Raw genomic sequence first — 21,662 nt, 5'->3', positions numbered from 1 at the left:
CCTTTAAGCTTACCCCTCTAAAACAAAACAACTTTCAATTCAAATAAAACCAACAAACACCCGCGTTAGCGATTGGAACGGCATCCCTTTAACCACTAAAACCTGCTTAAAAAAGCAGGTTTTAGTGGTTAAAAGATACAGAGGAAAGCTCGACCCCTTATGGATAAGACCCAAAAAATTATTACCTAAAAACTACAAGTTTCAATCTCTGTAACTCTTAACGTATTCACCATACCTTTATCCTGTATTGGCATTGCCGCTAAACTGATGAGCATATCGCCCACATCAAGATACCCCATTTTACAGGCTATAGCATTTACGTCTTCAATAGTTTCGTCGGTACTTACAAACTTATCGTAGTAAAAGGCCTTTACGCCCCACAACAAGCTTAAACGTGTTAAAATACGCTTGTTAGAAGTAAATACTAAAATATGACAGGATGGTCTCCACGCTGAAATTTGAAACGCCGTATAACCACTATTGGTTAATGTAGAAATGGCTTTTGCATCAATTTCGTTCGCCATAACTGCAGCATGGTAACATATAGATTTTGTGATGTAGCGATTTGTGCGAATGTGTGGTGGCATTTCTGGTACCTTAATAAGCGGTGAATCTTCTACACTTTTTAAAATATCGCTCATTTGTTTAATCACCTGAACTGGATAACTTCCCACAGAGGTTTCACCAGAAAGCATTACCGCATCAGCACCATCCATTACCGAGTTTGCCACATCGTTAACCTCAGCCCTTGTAGGTGTTAAACTGGAAATCATAGTTTCCATCATTTGTGTAGCAATAATTACAGGAATTCTTGCTTTTTTGGCTCTTAACACCAATTGTTTTTGAATAAGTGGTACTTCCTCTGCAGGAACTTCCACTCCCAAATCGCCACGAGCTACCATGATACCATCACACTGCGTCACTATCTTATCTATGTTCTCAACAGCTTCGGGCTTTTCAATTTTTGCTACTATCGGGATTTTATAATCGCTATGCTCCTTTATTAAATCGCGCAGTTGCATTAAATCTTCAGCATGACGCACGAAAGATAATGCTATCCAGTCTACATCTTGTTTTATTGCAAAAATAGCATCTTCTATGTCTTTTTCAGTTAATGCTGGCTGTGAAATATCAGTGTTTGGAAGGTTTACCCCTTTTTTAGATTTTAACGGGCCTCCTTGAATAACCTTGGCCTTTACTTGAGTTTTCTTATCGGTTGATACTACCTCGAAAATTAATTTCCCATCATCTAAAAGGATACGTTCTCCAGCTTTGGCATCTTGCGGAAACCTATCGTAGGTCATGTAAACACGCTCTTTGGTGCCTTCAAAACGTTCGCCAGTTTCAAAAATAATTTCATCTCCTGGGTTTACCTCAACCTCCTCTTTCATGACACCTACACGCAACTTTGGCCCCTGCAAATCGGCTAATATCGCAACATTATAACCAAATTCTTCATTTAGCTCGCGTATCATTGTAATACGCTTTTTTACATCTTCATAATCTGCATGCGAAAAATTGATTCTAAACACATTGGCCCCTTCATCCATCATACCCTTAAGTACTTCCTTGGTGCTTGTTGCAGGCCCTAATGTGGCTACTATTTTGGTTTTTTTTCTTAATCCCATTAATCGAAAATTAAATGCTCCTTTGATTTTAACACGCTCATATCAACATTATAGGCCATAGCTATTTGCGGAATCTTAAGGAGGTTATTTATTATTTGCTTTTCTTTACTATTACTAAATTCGTTATCAATTTTCAAAAAGTAATTGACTTTGCCATATTCTGGCACTAAATTGTAAGTTCTAATTACTTTATGATGTGTATTGAATAGCGATTGTTGCTCTATCTTAGATTCGGTTTCTATTTTACAAATGTTGGATACTAAATGCCATGTATCCAATTTTTTTTCGTCTTCATACTCAAAAACTGAATATTCCGTTACCCCATTATTAAAATCTAAATCCTTTGGTTTTCTGGTTAAGGTAATATCTAAATACTTATTCAAAAAATAGGCTAGCCTATAATCTTCAATTGCACAATGAATGGCAATTAAAGTGCAAGACACATCCTCAAAAATATCGTCCAAAATAAGTTTGTGTACTGCCATAACCTGACTTATTAGCGATGTAAAGATAGTATTAAAATTACTTAGAAGTAAAGGGATTTACCATTTCTTAACGCCAAAAACCTACTAAAACGTTGTAGTTGTGGCGTCTTTTTGCTAAATCATTTTAGACATCTTACTTTGAAACGCAAAAAAAGCACGTTTTGATGCCTTCTCCTCTGCTTTCTTCTTTGAAGTAGCTCGTGCCTTGGCTATAATTTTATCGTCAATGGACAATTTTACAGAAAAATGCCTTACATCATCATTCCCCGTATCCTCGTATACATTGTAATTGAAAATTTTCTTTTCTTTCTGGCACCATTCTATCAAAAGACTTTTATAGCTTATGACTTTACCTTCCAAATTTTCAATATCAACATGTGGCGTAATTACCCTCTCATAGATAAATTTTTCACAGTATTTATAACCTCTATCTAAAAAAATTGCCCCTACCAATGCCTCAAACAGGTTACCATGAATGTTATCTCCAAATTGACCAGCTGGTATCTTACTTTCTACAAGATCAATTAAGTTAAGTTCTCTACCTAATTCGTTTAAATGCTCCCTACTAACTACCTTAGAGCGCATCTTTGTAAGATAGCCTTCATCACCACTAGGGACTTCTTGAAATAAATGTGAGGCGATTACAGCACTTAACATGGCATCCCCCAAAAACTCCAATCTTTCGTAATTGATAGCGTTTCCTTTACTATCTTTTATATTCATGGAACGGTGTGTAAATGCCTTTTTGAAAACATCTATATTCTTAGGTTTATATCCTAAAATTTGATGTAACTGCATAAAAAAATTCCCGTCTTGTTTAGAACGGGAATTTAGTATGTTACGAATGAAAGCCATTCGGGACTTAATCTATTTTCTTGAATAATACACAAGCGTTGTGTCCGCCAAATCCGAAGGTATTACTCATTGCAACTTTAACATCTCTTTTTTGAGCCTTGTTAAGGGTTAAATTTAATTCTGGATCAATGTTTTCGTCAACTGTGGTGTGATTAATCGTTGGAGGCACAATACCATTTTCTATAGCAAGTATGCTTGAAATGGCCTCAATAGCCCCAGCGGCACCCAACAGGTGACCCGTCATTGATTTTGTAGAATTAATATTTATATTCTTAGCATGATCTCCAAATACCTTGGAAATTGCTTTTAACTCAGCTACATCGCCTAATGGTGTTGAAGTACCATGTGTGTTTATATGATCTACATCTTCAGGATTTAATCCTGCGTTTTCTAAACAGTTTTTCATAACTTCAACTACACCAACGCCTTCCGGATGTGGCGCTGTCATATGGTAGGCATCAGAAGACAATCCACCTCCTGCGACTTCAGCATATATTTTTGCGCCCCTTGCCTTGGCATGCTCATACTCTTCTAGAATAAGTGCTCCCGCACCTTCGCCTAAAACAAAACCATCCCTTGTTCCATCAAATGGACGAGAGGCTGTTTCTGGACTTTCATTTCTAGTAGATAGTGCATGCATTGCATTAAAACCACCCATACCGGCAATGGTTACAGCCGCTTCACTTCCTCCAGTAACCACTACATCACAATGTCCTAAACGAATCATGTTTAGAGCATCAAACATAGCATTAGCAGAAGATGCACAAGCCGAAACCGTGGTATAATTAGGCCCCATAAAACCATATTTTATGGAGATGTTTGCAGGTGCTATATCTGCAATCATTTTTGGAATAAAGAACGGGTTAAACCTAGGTGTACCATCGCCATCAGCAAAGTTTAATACTTCTTGCTGAAATGTCTCAAGTCCGCCAATACCCGCACCCCATATCACACCAACACGCAATTTGTTAAGCTCGTTTGTATTAAGATTGGCATCTGCAATAGCTTCATCTGAAGCTACCATAGCATATTGCGCAAACTTATCCATTTTACGAGCCTCTTTTCTGTCAAGAAAATCGGTTGCATTAAAGTTTTTAAGTTCGCAAGCAAACTTGGTTTTAAACTTTTCGGTGTCAAAATATGTAATAGGCGCAGCACCGCTTTTACCATCCACTAAGGCATCCCAATATTCATCTTTGGTATTGCCAATAGGGGTTAAAGCTCCTAGTCCTGTAACTACAACGCGCTTTATTTCCATAAAATGTTTTGCTTATTTAGCTTCTTCTATATAAGAGATAGCTTGACCAACAGTAGCAATGTTCTCAGCTTGGTCGTCTGGTATTTGAATATCGAATTCTTTTTCGAATTCCATAATTAATTCTACAGTGTCTAAAGAGTCCGCTCCTAGATCGTTAGTGAAGCTTGCTTCTGCAACTACTTCATTTTCGTCTACACCTAACTTATCTACGATAATTGCTTTTACTCTTGATGCAATGTCTGACATAATCTTTTAATTTTAAAGGTTTAATTAGTTGGCAAAAATAAAAAACTTTATTGTAATACAATATTTTGCTAAAAAAATGTGATTGTAATTTACAAAAAATTACATTCAAGTATTTACTTTTACCTTCTAATTGTTAATATTTATTCTTTTTGTTCGAATAATCTTAACACTACAGTCTGTAAAATGAAACGTATCGTAATTTTTGCGTCCGGAAGTGGTACTAATGCTGAAAATTTAATCAGGTTTTTTCACAACAGCGATAATGCATCTGTTATTCAAGTGTTGAGTAACAATCCCCATGCCAAAGTTTTAGAACGGTCTAAAAAACTGAAAATTAGCGCATTATCCTTCAATAGAATCGCTTTCTCAAAAACCAATGACGTGCTGAACATTTTGAAAGCGTCTCAACCAGATTTGATTGTTTTGGCTGGTTTTTTATGGAAGTTTCCTGAGTTTATTTTAGATGAATTCCCCAACAAAGTAATTAATGTACATCCTGCCCTATTACCTAATTATGGAGGAAAAGGCATGTATGGCATGCACGTTCATGAAGCCATTGTAGCAAATAATGAAACCAAAACGGGTATTACTATACATTATGTAAATGAAAACTATGATGAAGGCGCTACTATCTTTCAGGCGGAATGTGATGTTTTAAAAACAGATACCGCTGAGGATGTTGCTGCTAAAATTCATGAATTGGAAATGGAACATTTTCCGAAGGTTGTAAATGAATTATTAAAATAAAAATGTCATTCAGAGCGAAGCGAAGAATCTCAACACTCAAATTTGAAGATTCTTCGGTCGTTCCTCCCTCTGAATGACAAATCATAATGAGATCCTGAAACAAGTTCAGGATGACAAAATGAGTAAAAAAAAGAAAAAATATTACACCGTTTGGAAAGGGCATCATACTGGTGTTTTTGAATCTTGGGAGGATTGTAAAGCACAAATCACCAACTTTGAAGGTGCGATATACAAATCCTTTTCAACCTTTGATGCCGCAAAAAAAGCTTTAAAAGGGAATTATAAAGATTACATCGGTAAAACCTCAAAATTTAATAGTGAGCTTTCTGAGGAACAACTTAAAAAAATAGGCAAACCTAATTACAACTCTATATCTGTAGATGCAGCCTCTTCTGGCAACCCAGGAAAAATGGAATATCGTGGCGTGGATACCAAAAGCAAAAAGCAGTTATTTATTCAAGGGCCTTTCGAGGAAGGCACCAATAATATCGGTGAGTTTTTGGCTATTGTTCATGGCCTAGCATTTCTAAAAAAAAAGAAAAGCAATCGTATTATTTACACCGATTCTAGAACTGCCATTAGCTGGGTAAAAAAGCAAAAGTGCAACACAAAGTTAGAACGAAACGACAAAAACAAAGCCCTTTTTGAATTGGTAGATCGTGCTGTGGATTGGTTAAAAAACAATACTTACAACACTGTAATTGTAAAATGGGAAACCAAGGCTTGGGGCGAAATTCCTGCGGATTTTGGAAGGAAGTAATTAGACAAAATAGTTTCACAGAAATGTAATGAATCCTATGACATAGCAACTAAGAATCAAAAAAAAGCTGCTATGAGAAACATATTCTACTTTATAATTTTCATTTTTTCATCTGTGCATTCGCAAACTACATGGAAATTAAAAAAGGACTCAGAAAACATAAAAATATACACACGAGAAACTACTAACACAACTTTTAACGAATATAAAGCAACAACATTATTAAACACCTCACTTACCACGGTTTTAAATGAACTTCTTGATGCGCCAAAATATAACAAGAATAATGTAAAACCCGGTATTAGTTACTACGTAAAAAAGTTATCTAAAAATAAGCACGTATTCTACGCTATTAAAGATTTGCCTTGGCCATTAAAAGATAGAGATGTTGTAACCTTATTAACTGTTGAGCGTGAAAGCAATAAAAAAGTTAAATTAATATTAGAGGCCTTACCTTCTGAAGTTATCAAAAAAAATAAAGTGATACGCATAAAAAAACTGATGGGATATTGGTTACTTGAAGAAGAATTAAATAAAACAAAAGTTACGCAACAACTCTATCTTGATCCAGAGGGTAATTTACCACCATTTGTAGTTAACTTGCTCTTAATAAAAGGGCCATTCAATACTTTTACGGATTTAAAAAGATTGGAAAAAACCCAACTTTAAGAGCGTTGGTATATTTATAGTTTTTTATGCTAAAAGATTTCAAAACACTTATATTTGCATAAATTCAGGACTCCATTTTATGAGTAAATTAGTAGTTGTTGGTACAGTAGCCTTTGATGCTATTGAAACGCCATTTGGTAAAACCGACAAAATCTTGGGTGGAGCTGCCACCTTTATTGGTCTTTCTGCTTCTCACTTTAATGTTGATGCTACACTTGTATCGGTTGTTGGAGGTGATTTTCCGCAAGAATATTTGGATTTATTATCCAATAAAAACCTTGATATATCAGGTATTGAAATTGTTAAAGATGGTAAAACATTCTTTTGGAGTGGGCGCTACCATAACGACATGAATTCTCGCGACACCTTAGTTACAGAATTAAATACACTAGCAGATTTTGAGCCTAAAGTACCTAACGCATATACAGATGCAGATGTTGTGATGTTAGGAAATTTACATCCGCTCGTCCAAGCAAGTGTGTTAGATCAAATGACGGGAAAGCCAAAGCTAACCGTTCTAGATACTATGAATTTTTGGATGGATTGTGCCCTAGATGACCTGTTAAATGTTATAAAGCGTATTGACGTTATCACTATTAATGATGAAGAGGCAAGACAACTAACAGGTGAATATTCATTGGTAGTAGCAGCACGAAAGATTCATGAGATGGGTCCAAAATATGTGGTAATAAAAAAAGGAGAACACGGTGCGTTACTGTTTCATGATGACAATGTATTTTATGCACCAGCCTTACCATTAGAAGAAGTTTTTGATCCTACAGGAGCTGGAGACACCTTCGCTGGAGGATTTGCAGGATACCTAGCAAAGACAGAAGATGTTTCGTTTGAAAATATGAAAAATGCGGTAATTTATGGCTCTACTTTAGCTTCGTTTTGTGTTGAAAAGTTTGGTACTGAGCGTATGCAAAACCTATCAAGAGCAGAAGTAGAAAAGCGTTTGTTGCAGTTTAAACAACTAACGCAGTTTGAAATAGAATTAACCTAAACCATCGCACTCTAAACGAGTGCGTTTTTATTTAAGAATATACTCCAAAATGATTTTTATTTTGGTTTCAAAAATTTGTCATTCCTGCGAAGGCAGGAATCTAATTACTTAATTAAAGATTAAATAATGAGTGACGCTATTAAACACGAATGTGGAATCGCAGTTATCAGGCTTTTAAAACCTCTAGAATACTACAAGGAAAAGTACGGCACCGCTTTTTATGGCGTAAATAAAATGTACCTGATGATGGAAAAACAGCACAATCGTGGGCAAGATGGTGCTGGTTTTGCAAGTATTAAGCTAGATGTTGATCCTGGACAGCGCTATATAAGCAGAGTACGTTCGGTAGCGCAACAACCCATTCAAGATGTTTTTGATCAGATAAATGACCGTATTAACACAGCGTTTAAAGAAAATCCTGAGTATAATAATAACGTAGCGTTACAAAAAAGAAACATCCCATACATAGGGGAGTTGCTTTTAGGCCATGTACGTTACGGTACTTTTGGAAAGAACAGTGTAGAAAGTGTACATCCTTTTTTAAGACAGAATAACTGGATGCATCGTAACCTTATCATGGCAGGTAACTTTAACATGACCAATGTTAAGGAATTATTTCAGAATTTAATAGAACTAGGCCAGCATCCCAAGGAATACACCGATACCATTACCATCATGGAAAAAATTGGTCATTTTCTGGATGATGCGGTTAGTAAAATTTACAAAGACCTCAAAAAAGAAGGTTATAACAAACAACAAGCTTCTCCTTTAATTGCGGAACGCTTAAAAGTATCCAAAATCCTTAAACGCGCTGCCAAAAACTGGGATGGCGGTTATGCCATGGCAGGATTAATTGGTCATGGAGATTCTTTTGTACTTCGCGACCCAGCAGGTATCAGACCTTGTTATTATTATAGTGATGATGAAGTAATTGTTGTAGCATCAGAACGCCCAGTTATTCAAACTGTATTTGATGTAAAGTTTGAAGATGTAAATGAATTGCCTCCAGGGCATGCCATTATCACAAAAAAATCTGGTGAGTTTACTATTAAACAAATTTTAGAACCTTTAGAAAGAAAAGCGTGCTCTTTTGAGCGTATCTATTTCTCCAGAGGAAGCGATGCCGAAATTTACCAAGAACGTAAAATGTTGGGTAAATTATTAATGCCAAAAGTTTTAGAAGCAATTGATAATGATTTGAAGAATTCAGTATTCTCATATATTCCAAATACTGCGGAAACGTCCTTTTTTGGAATGATTGAAACGGCAGAATCTGAACTAAACAAAACAAAAACGTCATACATATTAAAAGGACAACGTAATATTTCGGCAGAAAAGGTAACGGAAATTCTTTCTGAGAGAATTCGTGTTGAAAAAATTGCTATTAAGGATGTGAAGCTAAGAACCTTTATTACTGAGGATAGCAGTCGCGACGATTTGGTGGCTCACGTTTACGATATTACTTATGGTGTAATTAGACCGAATGACAATTTGGTAATTATTGACGACAGCATTGTGCGAGGCACTACACTTAAAAAGAGCATCCTGAAAATGCTGGATCGTTTAGATCCAAAACGAATAGTAGTGGTATCGTCGGCTCCGCAGATACGTTATCCTGATTGTTATGGTATAGATATGGCTAGACTAGAAGATTTAGTTGCATTTAGGGCCGCATTAGCGTTGTTGAAGGACCATGGCAAATACCATATAGTTGATGAGGTATATGCTAAATGTAAATCTCAAGAGAATTTTGAAGATAAGAATGTTCAGAATTATGTAAAAGAAATCTATGATCCTTTTACAGACGAAGACATCTCTTTGAAGATTTCGCAACTGTTAAGTGATGCATCAATTAAAGCAGAAGTAAAAATTCTTTTCCAGCCTGTTGAGAACCTTCACAAGGCTTGTCCGCATAACCTAGGCGACTGGTATTTTACAGGGAATTATCCAACTGATGGGGGAAATAGAGTGGTGAATAGAGCCTTCATTAATTTTTACGAAGGCAATAAAGAAAGGGCTTATTAATTATCAATTTAGCAATACTAATTGTGGTTAAACCGCAAAAGGTGTATTTTGTCTGATAAATGCGCAATTCATCTAATAAATATTCTGATTGTCCGAAATAGATATAAATTGGTCTCACCATAACATAAGTAGGTTAAGTTCATGGTAGATTTGGGGCAAAAAAAGGTGAACAACTGTTCGCCTTTTTTTATGCACTCTTGTTAACAAATCATAAGAATTAAAACGTAGGTATAAACACCTAGCTCTTTTAAACAATACCGTTCATCCCTATTTATATACCGTATTTCCTTTAAGCCAATTTATAAGCAGTTCAGCCAAAATATTTTCGCAACCTCTAGCATCGATATATATTTGACTCACCATAACATAAGTAGGTTAAGTTTATGGTAGATTTGGGGCAAAAAGGTGAACTATCTAGTTCACCTTTTTCATTTTATATATTCTCATAAATTCTGAGATCTTCTTATATTATTTCTTTATCTTAAGAAATTATCTTTACGGTATAACAGTGACGAAAAACTTACCATATCCTGATATATTTATGGTGTATCGGTAATAAAAGTTATTATATGACGAGTTGACACTAAGTTGAACAGATACCTATGAAAAAAATAACAATCTTACTATTATTATTAATTCTTTGTTCATGTAAAGATAAAAATGAGCCGTATTTCATGTACGGATTACTGAATGAACAATTAGTTGAATCCAGCGAAATACTTAAAGCTCAAATTTCTGAAAGTCTTAAAAAAAGACAAACTAACTGAAAATGAATCGGCAAAATTATACCATTCTTTAACTAAAGAATATCTTATGTATTTGAATGGAATTTATTCTCAATTAATTAATAATCCGAAAATAAAAATACCGACCGATTATGAAGGAGAAGTATCTAAAAAAGAATATTCAAATGACTTCTTTTTTGAAGGAGAAAAATATAGCAAAAATGGGGCTGAATTCATTTCTAAAATGGAGAATTATAAGATTGAAATTTTAAAATTAGTTCGCGATAAAAATCTAGAAAAAAGAATTAATGTTACGCTGAATTCGGCAGATATTACGGTTAGAAATGGGAAGATTAAATATCTTGACTATTATTATAAAGACGCTCCATTGGTAAGTGTTTTAACTCATATAAGACAAAAAGAAAATTCAATTATTGAGATGGAAAATGATTTCATAAAAAACATTTTGATAAATGAAAAATAAAACCTACTTCCAACATACATATAAAACAAATAAACTTTTCAGGTTTTAAGTGAGCCATAGGAGTGAGCGCGTTAGGGATTGCAGCGGCATCCTTTTGCTGTTTAATGAAGTAGATAGTCTTTCTAATAAAGCTTTTAGCTGTATTATGGATTCCTGCCTTTGCAAAAATGACAAAAGCAAAAGATATAGCGGAAAGCCCGACCCGACAGGGTAACGCCATAAAAAAAGGCAAATCCATTTCTGAATTTGCCTTTATATTTAAAATACTTTAAAGCTTACTTTGCCTCAGCGTATCTCCTTTCAACCTCATTCCAGTTAATTACATTAAAAAATGCATTGATATAATCTGGACGACGGTTTTGGTAGTTTAAGTAATAAGCGTGTTCCCAAACATCAATACCTAAAATAGGGGTTCCTCCACAACCAATTCCTGGCATTAAAGGGTTATCTTGGTTTGGTGTAGAGCATACTTCAACTTTTCCGCCTTTGTGCACGCATAACCAAGCCCAACCAGAACCAAATTGTGTGGCTGCTGCCTTAGAAAATGTATCCATAAAGCCTTCTTTAGAACCAAACTCTGCCTCTATAGCATCTTTTAATTCTCCTGACAAATACCCTTTGCCCTCAGGATTCATTACACTCCAAAATAAAGAGTGGTTGTAAAATCCGCCTCCGTTATTTCTAACAGCGCCGTTGCTCATATCTAAATTGGTAAGAATATCATTAATAGATTTTCCTGCCAAATCAGTGCCATCAATAGCAGCATTTAATTTGCTTGTATATCCTGCATGATGCTTAGAGTGGTGTATTTCCATTGTTCTTGCATCTATATGTGGTTCTAACGCATCGTAAGCGTAACCTAAATCTGGTAATTCAAAAGCCATAATTATTTGTTTAAAATATTAATATTTAATTTTAACAAAGTTAGACATAAAAGGCATTAATTAAAAATAATAAATTGTTATGAACTCATTGAGAGTTTTTATCTTGTCAACAAATTTCATGTATGAACAAGCCAAGTGATTTTACCATTTATAATGCTTCTGCTGGTAGTGGTAAAACCTACACACTTGTAAAATCTTACCTGAAATTAGTGTTGGGCGCCAAAAATCCCGAAATGTTTAAGCGTATTTTGTCCATTACATTTACCAATAAAGCGGTGGCTGAAATGAAAGGACGTATTATTGATACGTTGAAAACATTCTCGGACGAATCTATTTTAAAAACGTCTGAAAACGATATGTTTAATGATCTCTGCAAAGCTCTAAACCTATCTGAAAAAGCGCTTCACCAGAAATCAAAAACTGTTTTGGATACCATTATTCATAACTATGCCGCTTTTGATATTTCTACCATTGATGGCTTTACACACAGAATTATAAGAACCTTTGCTTATGATTTGAAGTTGCCTTTAAATTTTGAAGTTGAATTAGACCAACAAGCACTTTTGAATGAAGCTGTGGATAGCTTAATTAACAAAGCTGGAACTGATAAACAACTTACCAATATTTTGGTGGATTTTGCTATTGAAAAAGCAGATGATGATAAAAGTTGGGATGTAGCATTGGATTTCAACAAGATTGCTAAACTACTTGTAAATGAAAACGATCTACCTTATATAGAAAAACTTCAGGATAAGACACTTGATGATTTTAAAGTGTTGAAGCAACTGCTTAAAGAAAAGATTTTTGAATCTGAAAAAACCATTACAAAAAATGCTGAAAGTGTTTTAGAGCTTGTAGCACAATCTGGTTTAGAGCATTCAGATTTTTCAAGAGGTACGCTTCCCAACCACTTTAAAAAAGTGATGCGTCTCGATTTTAATCGCTTATACGATAATCAGCTAGAAGAAAATATATCTGAAGGTAAACGCATTTACAACAAAACCTTAGATGCTGTTTTAGCGAATACCATAGATCAAATCCTTCCTGAAATTGAGGTGTTTTATAAAACAATCAAAGCAAATGTGTTTCACCTTAAATTTTTAAAAGCGTTTTATAAAAATATTACACCACTTTCAGTTCTAAATGCAATTCATAAAGAACTTGTATTACTGAAGGAAGAGCAAAACAAAATGTTGATTTCAGAGTTTAACAGTATCATAAGCAAAGAAATTAAAGACCAGCCTACACCTTTTATTTATGAACGCATTGGGGAGAAATTCAAACATTATTTTCTTGATGAATTTCAGGATACTTCCTTGAAGCAATGGGAAAATTTAATTCCGCTTATTAATAACGCACTTTCTGGTGAAAATGGCAGTGCGATGTTGGTTGGCGATGCTAAACAAGCCATTTACCGCTGGCGTGGTGGAAAAGCAGAACAGTTCATTGACTTGTTTAATAAAAACACACAACCTTTTTATCTGGAACAGGATGTAAACAATTTAGATACGAACTACAGAAGTTCCAGAGAAATTATAGAGTTTAACAATAGTTTATTCAAGTTTATTGCAGAAACTGTATTTCAAAATCCTGATTATGCACATCTTTATAAAAATGCGCACCAAAACATGCATGATGATAGCGAGGGCTATGTTGAACTTTTGCTCTTAGAAATTAAAAAAGATGACGATAGAAACAATAAGTTTTGTGAAGCAGTATTAAATACCATTACTACCTGTGGCTCCAACGGATTTGAGTTTTCAGACATCACTATTTTGGTGCGCTACAAAAAAGAGGGAATTGCAGTTGCCAAATATTTAAGTGAGCACAATATTCCTATTTTATCCTCAGAAACTTTATTAGTGATAAATAGTCCCGAAGTAAATTTCATCAATAACATATTGAAACTCTTATCCCAACCCGAAAACAATGAAATAAAAATTGAAGTTTTAACATTTTTAGGAACATTGCTGGAGGTTGAAGATGTGCACCAATTCTTTTCAAAGCACATTCATTTACCCATTACGCATTTTTTTAAGTCTCTGGAGCACTATCATATCTTTATAAACAGTAAATCTTTAGCACAACTGCCATTATATGATTTAGCAGAAACCATTGCAAGGTGTTTCAATTTGATAAAAGTCCCAAATGCTTACATACAATACTATTTAGATATTGTGCTTGAATTTTACCAGAAAAAAGGCTCAGATATTACATCATTTTTAGAGTATTTTGACAAGAAAAAAGACAGTTTTAGCATAATATCGCCCGAAGGACAGAATGCAATACAAATCATGACCATTCACAAATCTAAAGGGTTGGAATTTCCTATTGTTATTCTTCCCTTTGCAGACTTGAATCTTTATCAAGAAGTAGAGCCAAAAGAGTGGTTCGCTTTAGATAATAATCAATACAATGGTTTTGAACATGCGTTGCTGAATTTTAATAATGATTTTGAGCATTTTGGCAATCAAGGCCTAGAAATTTACAATAGGCATAAATCTGAACAAGAATTAGACAATATTAACTTGCTATATGTTGCTTTAACAAGAGCTAAAGAACAACTTTTTATTTTGACCAAGGACGATGAGAATCTAAAAGAAGACGTTAAAAACAAAAAATACTCTGGACTATTCCTAAACTTTTTAAAACAAAGAAATCTGTGGAATCCTTCTCAAGTTAAATATAACTTTGGTGAAATGAAAAAAACTACCAAAAAATATGACAAAAAACAAAATGTAAAGCAGCAAAACACCTTTATATCTAATGCTAAAGAAGATTTAAACATTGCTATAGTTACAAAATCTGGAATGTTGTGGAACACCCATCAAGAAGACGCCATAGAAAAAGGGAATCTCGTTCATGATATTATGGCCAAAATAAAAACTAGAGAAGACTTGGATGATGTGTTAGACAAAGCTCATGCTTCCTCAGAAATAACCGAAGCCCAAAAAAATAGTCTTAAAATCATAATTACATCAATTATAGAGCATCCAAAGCTTAAAAAATATTACACTGCTACATACAATGTTTTTAATGAACGTGATATCATTTCTAAGACAGGGGACATCATGCGTCCAGACAGATTAGTTCTAGATCAAAAAACCAATACTATTGCTATCATTGATTACAAAACTGGAGAAGAGCATACGAAACATAAAAAACAACTAAACTATTATGAGAGCTTAATTAGGGAAATGGGGTATTCAGTGGTAGAGAAAATACTAGTTTATATCAATAAAAAAGTATCCATTAAGAGTTTTTGAAAATTTCAGATTTCATTAATTGTAAGAATCTCTTCTTATATGAAAAATATTATCTAAAATCATTCTGAAATACCCATGGATAAAGGTAATCTTCAATTTTTTTATATATTTGTCTTTGTTAATAACATTTAACAACTTACTTTTGTTCACAATTAACACTTAAAAATTAAACTTTTGAATATGAAAAATCTTAGCCGATTATTGTTCGCCACGTTGCTAGTATTAGGTTTTAGCAATGTTGATGCGCAAGACAAAAACAACCCTTGGCAAATAACCATTGGAGTAAATGCAGTTGATGCATATCCAAATGGAGATGGAGGTCCTTTTAGTGAAACCATTTTTGATGAGTTTGCCAATGTAGAAGACCACTACAACATTTTACCTTCCCTATCTACTATTTCTGTTTCTAAGTATATTGGCGATGGTTTCTCTTTTGGAGTAGCTGGTTCTTTAAACAAAATTGATAAGTGGGGAGATGTTCCTGGTTCTGTTCCTGAAGAAACTAGAAACGTTGATGACTTATCATACTATGGTATTGACGGTACTATTAGATATGGAATTGGTGAAGTACTAGATTGGAAAACTTTTGACCCGTTCATCGGAATCGGTGGTGGATACACTTGGATAGATGATATCGGGGCTGGTACTTTAAATGGTACTCTAGGTTTCAATGTATGGTTCAGCGAAAACATTGGTGTAACTGTACAAACAGCTTACAAACATGCATTTGAAGATTATTTAGATACGCATTTCCAACATTCAGTAGGCCTTTCAATCAGATTTGGTGGTACTGATACTGACGGTGATGGTATCTATGACAAAGATGATGCTTGTCCAGACGTTGCTGGTTTAGAGGCGTTCAACGGATGTCCTGATACTGACGGTGATGGTATTGAAGACAGCAAGGATGATTGTCCAAATGAAGCTGGTGCAGCTGAATTTAACGGATGCCCTGACGGAGATGGTGACGGTGTTGTTGACAAAGACGATAACTGTCCTACTGTTGCAGGTTTAAAAGCTTTAGGCGGATGTCCTGATGCAGATGGTGACGGTGTTACTGATGCTGACGATAAATGTCCAGACGAAGCAGGCCCTGCTGCCAACAAAGGATGCCCATGGCCAGATTCTGACGGTGATGGTGTTTTAGACAAAGATGATAAATGTCCAGATGTTAAAGGTACTGTAGCTAACAATGGTTGCCCAGAAGTTTCTGAGGAAGTTCAAAAAACTTTAAACGAATACGCAAAAACTATCTTATTTGATACAGGTAAATCTACTATAAAAGCACAGTCTGCTGCTGTATTAGCTGATATTATCACAATCTTAAAAGAGTACCCAACTGCTAAGTTTACAGTTGAAGGACATACTGATAGTGTAGGTAGTGAAAAACTTAACCAAAGACTATCTGATTCTAGAGCTAACTCTGTAAAAGAATACTTAGTAGAAAATGGTATCGATGCATTCAGATTATCCGCTCTTGGATATGGAGAATCTAAGCCTATTGATACTAACAAAACTAGAGCTGGTAAAGCTAACAACAGACGTGTAGAAATTAACTTAGCAAAATAAGAATAGGTTAATTCTTAACATAATAAGTTTTAAAAACGCTTCGGTAATCCCGAAGCGTTTTTTATTTTTATAAACTTATGGCCTCCTTCATTTTTGATGTTTTAAAAGATTTACAGCAAAACAGTTATAATCTCTCAGAATTAACTTTTGTACTCCCTAGTAAACGCGCTGGATTATTCTTAAAACACGAAATACCAAAAGTTAGTAACAACACACTTTTTGCTCCAACAATACTTAGCATAGAGGAGTTTATTGAAGAGCTATCTCAACTTAATAGTATTTCAAACACAGACTTGCTCTTTGAATTTTATACTACGTATCTAAAACTTACTGATAAATCTCAACAAGATACATTTGAGTCTTTTTCTAAATGGGGTCAAATACTGCTTCAAGATTTTAATGAAATTGATAGATACCTTATACCTCAAAAGGAAATTTTTGAGTATTTAAGTGCCATACAGGAAATTAATCATTGGTCCTCAGAAAAAAATCAAACCGACTTTATAAAAAAATACTTACTCTTCTGGAACAACCTTAGTATTTACTACGAACATTTTACAACGGCACTAGTAAATAAAGGAATTGGATACCAAGGCTTAATATACCGAGAGGCAGTAGAAAATATTGAATCGTTCATACAAAACACAAAAAATGAAACATTTATTTTTTTGGGCTTTAACGCTTTAAATACTGCAGAGGAAACCATAATTAAAGAACTACTCCACAACGAATTAGCGAAAATATATTGGGATATTGACAAACTGTTTTTAGACAACTCCAAACACGATGCTGCTTTATTTACAAGACAGCATAAAAACGATTGGACCTACTTTAAGAAACATCCTTTCAAATGGACGACTAACTATTATTCCCAAGAAAAATCAGTGTCAGTTTTCGGTATTCCAAAAAACGTAGGACAAGCAAAATATGTTGGAGAGTTACTACAACATTTAAAAAAAGACAAAGGAACCCTAAAAGATACAGCCGTGGTTTTAGGAGATGAAAACCTACTAGTTCCTATTTTAAATTCTTTACCTTCTGATATCGAAGCCCTAAACATTACCATGGGTTTCCCTTTAAAATCTATTCCACTAGCTTCTCTCTTTGAGGCTTTATTTCGTATGCACAAAACGGCATCAAATAGTTTCTATTATAAAGATGTACAATCCATTTTATCGCATCAATTTACAAGATTACTCTTTCCAAGTGATGATGAAGATATTGTAAGTATGATTGTTACATATATAAAAAGCAATAACCTTACCTACCTTACATCAGAAAAATTAAAAACAATAGCGCCAAAACACAGCGATATTATTGATCTGTTCTTTTCAGGTTGGAATGCGTCCATAAATAACATATTATCCAAATGCTCCACTTTAATCTTTGCCGTTAAAGAAAAGTTGGATGAAAATAAGTCTTCTAATAAATTATCTCTTGAGTATATCTATCGTTTCAACACCCTATTTAACGAAATAACTAGATTAAATTCAGAATACCACCATATTGAAGATATATCTGCATTATACAGCGTATATAAAGAGTTACTAAATAGTGAGACATTAGATTTTCAAGGAGAACCTTTGAGAGGGTTGCAAATTATGGGAATGCTAGAGTCTCGTGTGTTAGATTATGAAACGGTAATCATCTCCTCCGTAAATGAAGGTATTTTGCCTTCTGGTAAAAGTAACAATTCCTTTATTCCGTTTGATGTGAAATTGCAAAACAAACTTCCCACCTATAAAGAAAAAGATGCAGTCTACACCTATCATTTCTACAGGCTATTACAACGCGCAAAAAACGTGTACATACTTTACAATACAGAGGCCGACGTGCTTTCTGGCGGCGAAAAGAGTCGATTCATTACACAATTGGAACTAGAAGGCATACACCATATAAACCATCATATTATCGCTCCAATAGTTCCTAAAATAAAACATGATTTAAAAGTAGTTAAAAAGACAAGCCAACTCTTGGAAGATATTTATAAGGTCGCTAAATCAGGGTTTTCACCATCATCTTTAACGAATTACATTCGAAACCCAATTGATTTTTATTATCAGAAAATTTTAAAAATCAAAGAACATGAAGATGTTGAAGAAACTGTTGCTGCAAATACTTTAGGTACAGTGGTTCACAATACACTTGAGGATTTTTACACACCTTTCTTAAATAAGTTTTTAACTGTTGATATTATTAAAAATTTCAAATCAAAAATTGAAGAGCGTGTAACTTATCATTTTAAAAAAGAATATAAAGAAGGTGATATTTCAAAAGGAAAAAATCTCATAGTATTTGAAATTGCTAAACGTTACATATCTAATTTCTTAAATACAGAAATTGAGGATTTAAAGGCAGGAAATCAGATAAAAATTCTTGAAATTGAAGCCAATAATACAATAGAAATTGATCTTCCAGAAATTAAATTTCCTGTTAAAATAACTGGGAAAGTTGACCGCGTTGATGAATACAACGGACTCACTAGAATTATTGATTACAAAACGGGTAAAGTACAGGATGCACAAATTGAAATTATAAATTGGAATGACATAACAACCGATTATAAAAAGTATAGCAAAAGCTTTCAGGTATTAACTTATGCTTATATGATGCATAAATCCAAACAAGTAATATTACCTATTGAAGCTGGAATAGTATCGTTCAAAAATTTAAGTTCGGGGGTTTTAAAATTTGCAAAGAAAGAAAGTGTAAGGGGCAAAAAAGATACCTTAATTACTGAAGCGACCTTGGCTTCTTTTGAAATTGAATTAAAAGCACTTATTTCAGAAATTTGTAATCCTGATATCGATTTTACAGAAAAAGAAGTCTAATTATGAATGTAATTAAAAATATTATCCTTGAAGGAAAACACGAAAAACCCATTGTAACTGATGTGTTCTATTTACACAACGAGAAACCTAAACCTATTATCATTTTTTGCCATGGGTATAAAGGTTTCAAAGATTGGGGCGCTTGGGATATAATGGCAAAAACATTTGCCGAAGCTGGTTTTTTCTTTATAAAATTTAACTTTTCACACAATGGCGGTACTGCAGAACAGCCTATTGATTTTCCAGATTTAGAAGCTTTTGGAAATAATAACTATATCAAAGAGCTACATGATTTAGAAAGTGTGGTTAACTGGATTTGTAGCACTTCAGAATTTGACAAAGAGGCAGATTCAAACAACATAAATCTTATAGGGCACAGCAGAGGTTGCGGCATTGTTACGATTAAAGCTGAGGAGGACAATCGTATTAATAGAGTAATTAGTCTCGCAGGCGTTTGTGATTATGGAAAAAGAAGTTCAACCATTGGTGATTTAGAGCAATGGAAAAAAGATGGTGTAAAGTATGTGATGAATGGCAGAACCAAGCAGCAAATGCCGCACTATTATCAATTTTATGAAAATTTTATAGAGAACGAGGAGCGGCTTACAATTAAGAGGGCAGTGGCTAACCTAAAGGTGCCTTATCTCATCATTCATGGGAATAATGATACTAGTGTTTTAATTGATGAGGCACATCAACTCCATTCGTGGAATCCGAAAAGTCAACTAGTTATAATAGAAGGAGCAGACCATGTATTTAACACAAAACACCCTTGGGAAAAAAAATCTCTTTCGAAGGAATTAAAATTAGCCATTGAAGCTATTATTACATTTGTAAATACCCAAAACTCATAATACTTTTTTTGAGTAAAAAAGCAACATCGTAAAGATGCTGCTTTTTTGTGGAGAAGATCGGGCTCGAACCGACGACCTCTTGACTGCCAGTCAAGCGCTCTAGCCAACTGAGCTACATCCCCATTGACTTATTGATATAACTTGTTAGGTTTACATCAATTTATAAACATTGTAAATATATATATTTAATATATAATTTCTATGCCTAATTTTGTAATTAGTTGGTTTAACTAATTGTTAAAAAGTGGACTTGTAGAATAGCTTAGTAGACTTATATGCGACTATCGCCTATCATTAAAAGAAATATTTATAGAATCCTACCATTTGGTTTCATTTGGTTCATATTTGCATGCTTGTTCCTTTGGATAGAATATGCAGCCATAGGAGATCAAACTAATATACCTGATGAAGCCGTAAAAATAACACCTCAAGTTCTCACGTTTGCGTTACTTGGAATTACAATTATAGGGATCTTAGTTGGCTGTATAGAGATACTTTTTCTAAATAAACTTTTTGCAAAGCAAAGTTTTTTAATAAAGATTGTTTCCAAGTTTTTTATCTATATGCTTTTCTTTTTTTTTGTCATTTTGATAAACTATCCAATTGCCACTAGTATAGAGCTTAAAACATCTGTTCTAGACCCTAGAGTTTGGGACAGATATGTTGTATTCTTTTTTAGCTTAACTCATTTAAGTACTCTTGTCCAGCTTATATTTTCATTACTTATCTCATTATTGTACTCTGAAATTAGCGAGAATCTTGGACAGAACGTATTACTAAACTTTTTTACTGGAAAATACCACAAACCAAAATCTGAAAATAGAGTTTTTATGTTTGTCGATATGAAATCTTCCACATCAATAGCAGAGCATCTTGGGCATGTAAAATATTTTGAATTTCTACGTTCTTACTACTTTGACTTGGCCAATGCAATCATAAAAAATTATGGGGAAGTCTATCAATATATTGGTGATGAGATAGTAATTTCTTGGAAGTTTAAAAAAGGGATACAAAACAATAACTGTATAAACTCCTTCTTTGATATGAAAAGGGATTTAACCAAAAAGAAAACATTATACTTAGAAAAGTATAATATCTTTCCGGAATTCAAAGCTGCTTTACATTCTGGTGAGGTAACTACAGGTGAAATAGGAGCCTTAAAAAAAGAAATATTCTTTACTGGAGATGTTCTTAATACTACTGCAAGAATTCAGGGACTTTGTAATATTAATAAAGTAGACCTTCTGATTTCAGAGCGGCTTAAAAGTCACCTTGAGTTAAACGATAATTATATAATTGAAAAATTGAATGAGTACCAAGTAAAAGGTAAAACTGAATTAATAGGTGTTTATTCAGTTAAAGAAAAATAG

17 protein-coding genes and 1 tRNA gene are annotated in these 21,662 nt (G+C 34.0%); 11 read left to right on the top strand and 7 right to left on the bottom strand.

The window, feature by feature from the left end:
- Positions 1 to 185: 185 nt before the first annotated feature.
- From pyk to AC1B0Z_RS12590, 5 genes are all read right to left on the bottom strand, one after another.
- Positions 186 to 1,628 carry a pyruvate kinase gene (pyk, locus tag AC1B0Z_RS12610; RefSeq protein WP_483792400.1) on the bottom strand — a complete coding sequence of 481 codons (1,443 nt, stop codon included), beginning with the start codon at positions 1,626 to 1,628 and terminating at the stop codon, positions 186 to 188.
- Complete coding sequence (locus AC1B0Z_RS12605) at positions 1,628 to 2,113, bottom strand: IPExxxVDY family protein (RefSeq protein WP_483792399.1); 486 nt, start codon at positions 2,111 to 2,113, stop codon at positions 1,628 to 1,630. Before AC1B0Z_RS12605 ends, pyk begins: the two co-directional genes overlap by 1 nt.
- 114 nt (positions 2,114 to 2,227) lie before the next feature.
- Entirely contained in the window at positions 2,228 to 2,968 is a 741-nt protein-coding gene (rnc, locus tag AC1B0Z_RS12600) for a ribonuclease III (RefSeq protein ID WP_483792398.1), read from the bottom strand.
- Between the two features lie 7 nt (positions 2,969 to 2,975).
- Entirely contained in the window at positions 2,976 to 4,226 is a 1,251-nt protein-coding gene (gene fabF, locus AC1B0Z_RS12595; protein ID WP_483792397.1) for a beta-ketoacyl-ACP synthase II, read from the bottom strand.
- A 12-nt stretch (positions 4,227 to 4,238) separates the two neighbouring features.
- On the bottom strand, positions 4,239 to 4,472 hold the full coding sequence (locus AC1B0Z_RS12590; RefSeq protein ID WP_009778413.1) for an acyl carrier protein: 234 nt from the start codon (positions 4,470 to 4,472) through the stop codon (positions 4,239 to 4,241).
- 183 nt (positions 4,473 to 4,655) lie between these two features.
- Here AC1B0Z_RS12590 and purN point away from each other — a divergent pair, with 183 nt between their 5' ends.
- The 6 genes from purN (at position 4,656) to AC1B0Z_RS12560 (ending at position 10,888) form a co-directional block, all read left to right on the top strand.
- Positions 4,656 to 5,219: a phosphoribosylglycinamide formyltransferase gene (gene purN / locus AC1B0Z_RS12585; RefSeq protein WP_483792396.1), complete on the top strand. Its 564-nt coding sequence runs from the start codon at positions 4,656 to 4,658 to the stop codon at positions 5,217 to 5,219.
- A gap of 118 nt (positions 5,220 to 5,337) precedes the next feature.
- Positions 5,338 to 5,979: a ribonuclease H1 domain-containing protein gene (locus AC1B0Z_RS12580; RefSeq protein WP_483792395.1), complete on the top strand. Its 642-nt coding sequence runs from the start codon at positions 5,338 to 5,340 to the stop codon at positions 5,977 to 5,979.
- Positions 5,980 to 6,051: 72 nt separating this feature from the next.
- Positions 6,052 to 6,648 (top strand): START domain-containing protein, encoded by a 597-nt coding sequence (locus AC1B0Z_RS12575; protein WP_483792394.1) that lies wholly within the window; start codon positions 6,052 to 6,054, stop codon positions 6,646 to 6,648.
- A gap of 79 nt (positions 6,649 to 6,727) precedes the next feature.
- The gene (locus AC1B0Z_RS12570; protein ID WP_483792393.1) at positions 6,728 to 7,654 is read left to right on the top strand and encodes a PfkB family carbohydrate kinase; all 927 of its coding nucleotides are present in this window, start codon (positions 6,728 to 6,730) and stop codon (positions 7,652 to 7,654) included.
- A 126-nt stretch (positions 7,655 to 7,780) separates the two neighbouring features.
- Entirely contained in the window at positions 7,781 to 9,679 is a 1,899-nt protein-coding gene (locus tag AC1B0Z_RS12565) for an amidophosphoribosyltransferase (RefSeq protein WP_483792392.1), read from the top strand.
- 702 nt (positions 9,680 to 10,381) lie between these two features.
- Positions 10,382 to 10,888 carry a hypothetical protein gene (locus AC1B0Z_RS12560; protein WP_483792391.1) on the top strand — a complete coding sequence of 169 codons (507 nt, stop codon included), beginning with the start codon at positions 10,382 to 10,384 and terminating at the stop codon, positions 10,886 to 10,888.
- 275 nt (positions 10,889 to 11,163) lie between these two features.
- Here AC1B0Z_RS12560 and AC1B0Z_RS12555 read toward each other — a convergent pair whose 3' ends face one another.
- Positions 11,164 to 11,772 carry a superoxide dismutase gene (locus tag AC1B0Z_RS12555; RefSeq protein ID WP_483792390.1) on the bottom strand — a complete coding sequence of 203 codons (609 nt, stop codon included), beginning with the start codon at positions 11,770 to 11,772 and terminating at the stop codon, positions 11,164 to 11,166.
- Between the two features lie 122 nt (positions 11,773 to 11,894).
- Here AC1B0Z_RS12555 and AC1B0Z_RS12550 point away from each other — a divergent pair, with 122 nt between their 5' ends.
- The 4 genes from AC1B0Z_RS12550 (at position 11,895) to AC1B0Z_RS12535 (ending at position 20,292) form a co-directional block, all read left to right on the top strand.
- A complete protein-coding gene (locus AC1B0Z_RS12550; protein WP_483792389.1) occupies positions 11,895 to 15,038 on the top strand; it encodes a UvrD-helicase domain-containing protein in 3,144 nt (1,047 codons plus the stop codon).
- Positions 15,039 to 15,218: 180 nt separating this feature from the next.
- Positions 15,219 to 16,607: an OmpA family protein gene (locus AC1B0Z_RS12545; protein WP_483792388.1), complete on the top strand. Its 1,389-nt coding sequence runs from the start codon at positions 15,219 to 15,221 to the stop codon at positions 16,605 to 16,607.
- Positions 16,608 to 16,684: 77 nt separating this feature from the next.
- Complete coding sequence (locus AC1B0Z_RS12540; protein WP_483792387.1) at positions 16,685 to 19,438, top strand: PD-(D/E)XK nuclease family protein; 2,754 nt, start codon at positions 16,685 to 16,687, stop codon at positions 19,436 to 19,438.
- A gap of 2 nt (positions 19,439 to 19,440) precedes the next feature.
- Positions 19,441 to 20,292, top strand: coding sequence for an alpha/beta hydrolase family protein (locus tag AC1B0Z_RS12535; protein WP_483792386.1), 852 nt, complete (start codon positions 19,441 to 19,443; stop codon positions 20,290 to 20,292).
- 48 nt (positions 20,293 to 20,340) lie between these two features.
- Here the strand turns inward: AC1B0Z_RS12535 and AC1B0Z_RS12530 are convergent.
- Positions 20,341 to 20,414: transfer RNA gene (locus AC1B0Z_RS12530), tRNA-Ala, on the bottom strand.
- A 231-nt stretch (positions 20,415 to 20,645) separates the two neighbouring features.
- On the opposite strand from AC1B0Z_RS12530, the gene AC1B0Z_RS12525 reads away from it, so the two are divergent.
- Positions 20,646 to 21,662: an adenylate/guanylate cyclase domain-containing protein gene (locus AC1B0Z_RS12525; protein ID WP_483792385.1), complete on the top strand. Its 1,017-nt coding sequence runs from the start codon at positions 20,646 to 20,648 to the stop codon at positions 21,660 to 21,662.

The sequence above is a fragment of the Hyunsoonleella sp. J2K-J805 genome (genome assembly GCF_057167125.1).
The sequence above is the reverse complement of the archived record's forward strand: the minus strand, read 5'-3'. Positions and strand labels throughout refer to the sequence as shown.

Excerpts from the sequence above, each read along its gene's own strand:
- pyk (WP_483792400.1), bottom strand. The coding sequence starts at position 1,628 with ATGGGATTAAGAAAAAAAACCAAAATAGTAGCCACATTAGGGCCTGCA.
- AC1B0Z_RS12605 (WP_483792399.1), bottom strand. The coding sequence starts at position 2,113 with ATGGCAGTACACAAACTTATTTTGGACGATATTTTTGAGGATGTGTCT.
- rnc (WP_483792398.1), bottom strand. The coding sequence starts at position 2,968 with ATGGCTTTCATTCGTAACATACTAAATTCCCGTTCTAAACAAGACGGG.
- fabF (WP_483792397.1), bottom strand. The coding sequence starts at position 4,226 with ATGGAAATAAAGCGCGTTGTAGTTACAGGACTAGGAGCTTTAACCCCT.
- AC1B0Z_RS12590 (WP_009778413.1), bottom strand. The coding sequence starts at position 4,472 with ATGTCAGACATTGCATCAAGAGTAAAAGCAATTATCGTAGATAAGTTA.
- purN (WP_483792396.1), top strand. The coding sequence starts at position 4,656 with ATGAAACGTATCGTAATTTTTGCGTCCGGAAGTGGTACTAATGCTGAA.
- AC1B0Z_RS12580 (WP_483792395.1), top strand. The coding sequence starts at position 5,338 with ATGAGTAAAAAAAAGAAAAAATATTACACCGTTTGGAAAGGGCATCAT.
- AC1B0Z_RS12575 (WP_483792394.1), top strand. The coding sequence starts at position 6,052 with ATGAGAAACATATTCTACTTTATAATTTTCATTTTTTCATCTGTGCAT.
- AC1B0Z_RS12570 (WP_483792393.1), top strand. The coding sequence starts at position 6,728 with ATGAGTAAATTAGTAGTTGTTGGTACAGTAGCCTTTGATGCTATTGAA.
- AC1B0Z_RS12565 (WP_483792392.1), top strand. The coding sequence starts at position 7,781 with ATGAGTGACGCTATTAAACACGAATGTGGAATCGCAGTTATCAGGCTT.
- AC1B0Z_RS12555 (WP_483792390.1), bottom strand. The coding sequence starts at position 11,772 with ATGGCTTTTGAATTACCAGATTTAGGTTACGCTTACGATGCGTTAGAA.
- AC1B0Z_RS12550 (WP_483792389.1), top strand. The coding sequence starts at position 11,895 with ATGAACAAGCCAAGTGATTTTACCATTTATAATGCTTCTGCTGGTAGT.
- AC1B0Z_RS12545 (WP_483792388.1), top strand. The coding sequence starts at position 15,219 with ATGAAAAATCTTAGCCGATTATTGTTCGCCACGTTGCTAGTATTAGGT.
- AC1B0Z_RS12540 (WP_483792387.1), top strand. The coding sequence starts at position 16,685 with ATGGCCTCCTTCATTTTTGATGTTTTAAAAGATTTACAGCAAAACAGT.
- AC1B0Z_RS12535 (WP_483792386.1), top strand. The coding sequence starts at position 19,441 with ATGAATGTAATTAAAAATATTATCCTTGAAGGAAAACACGAAAAACCC.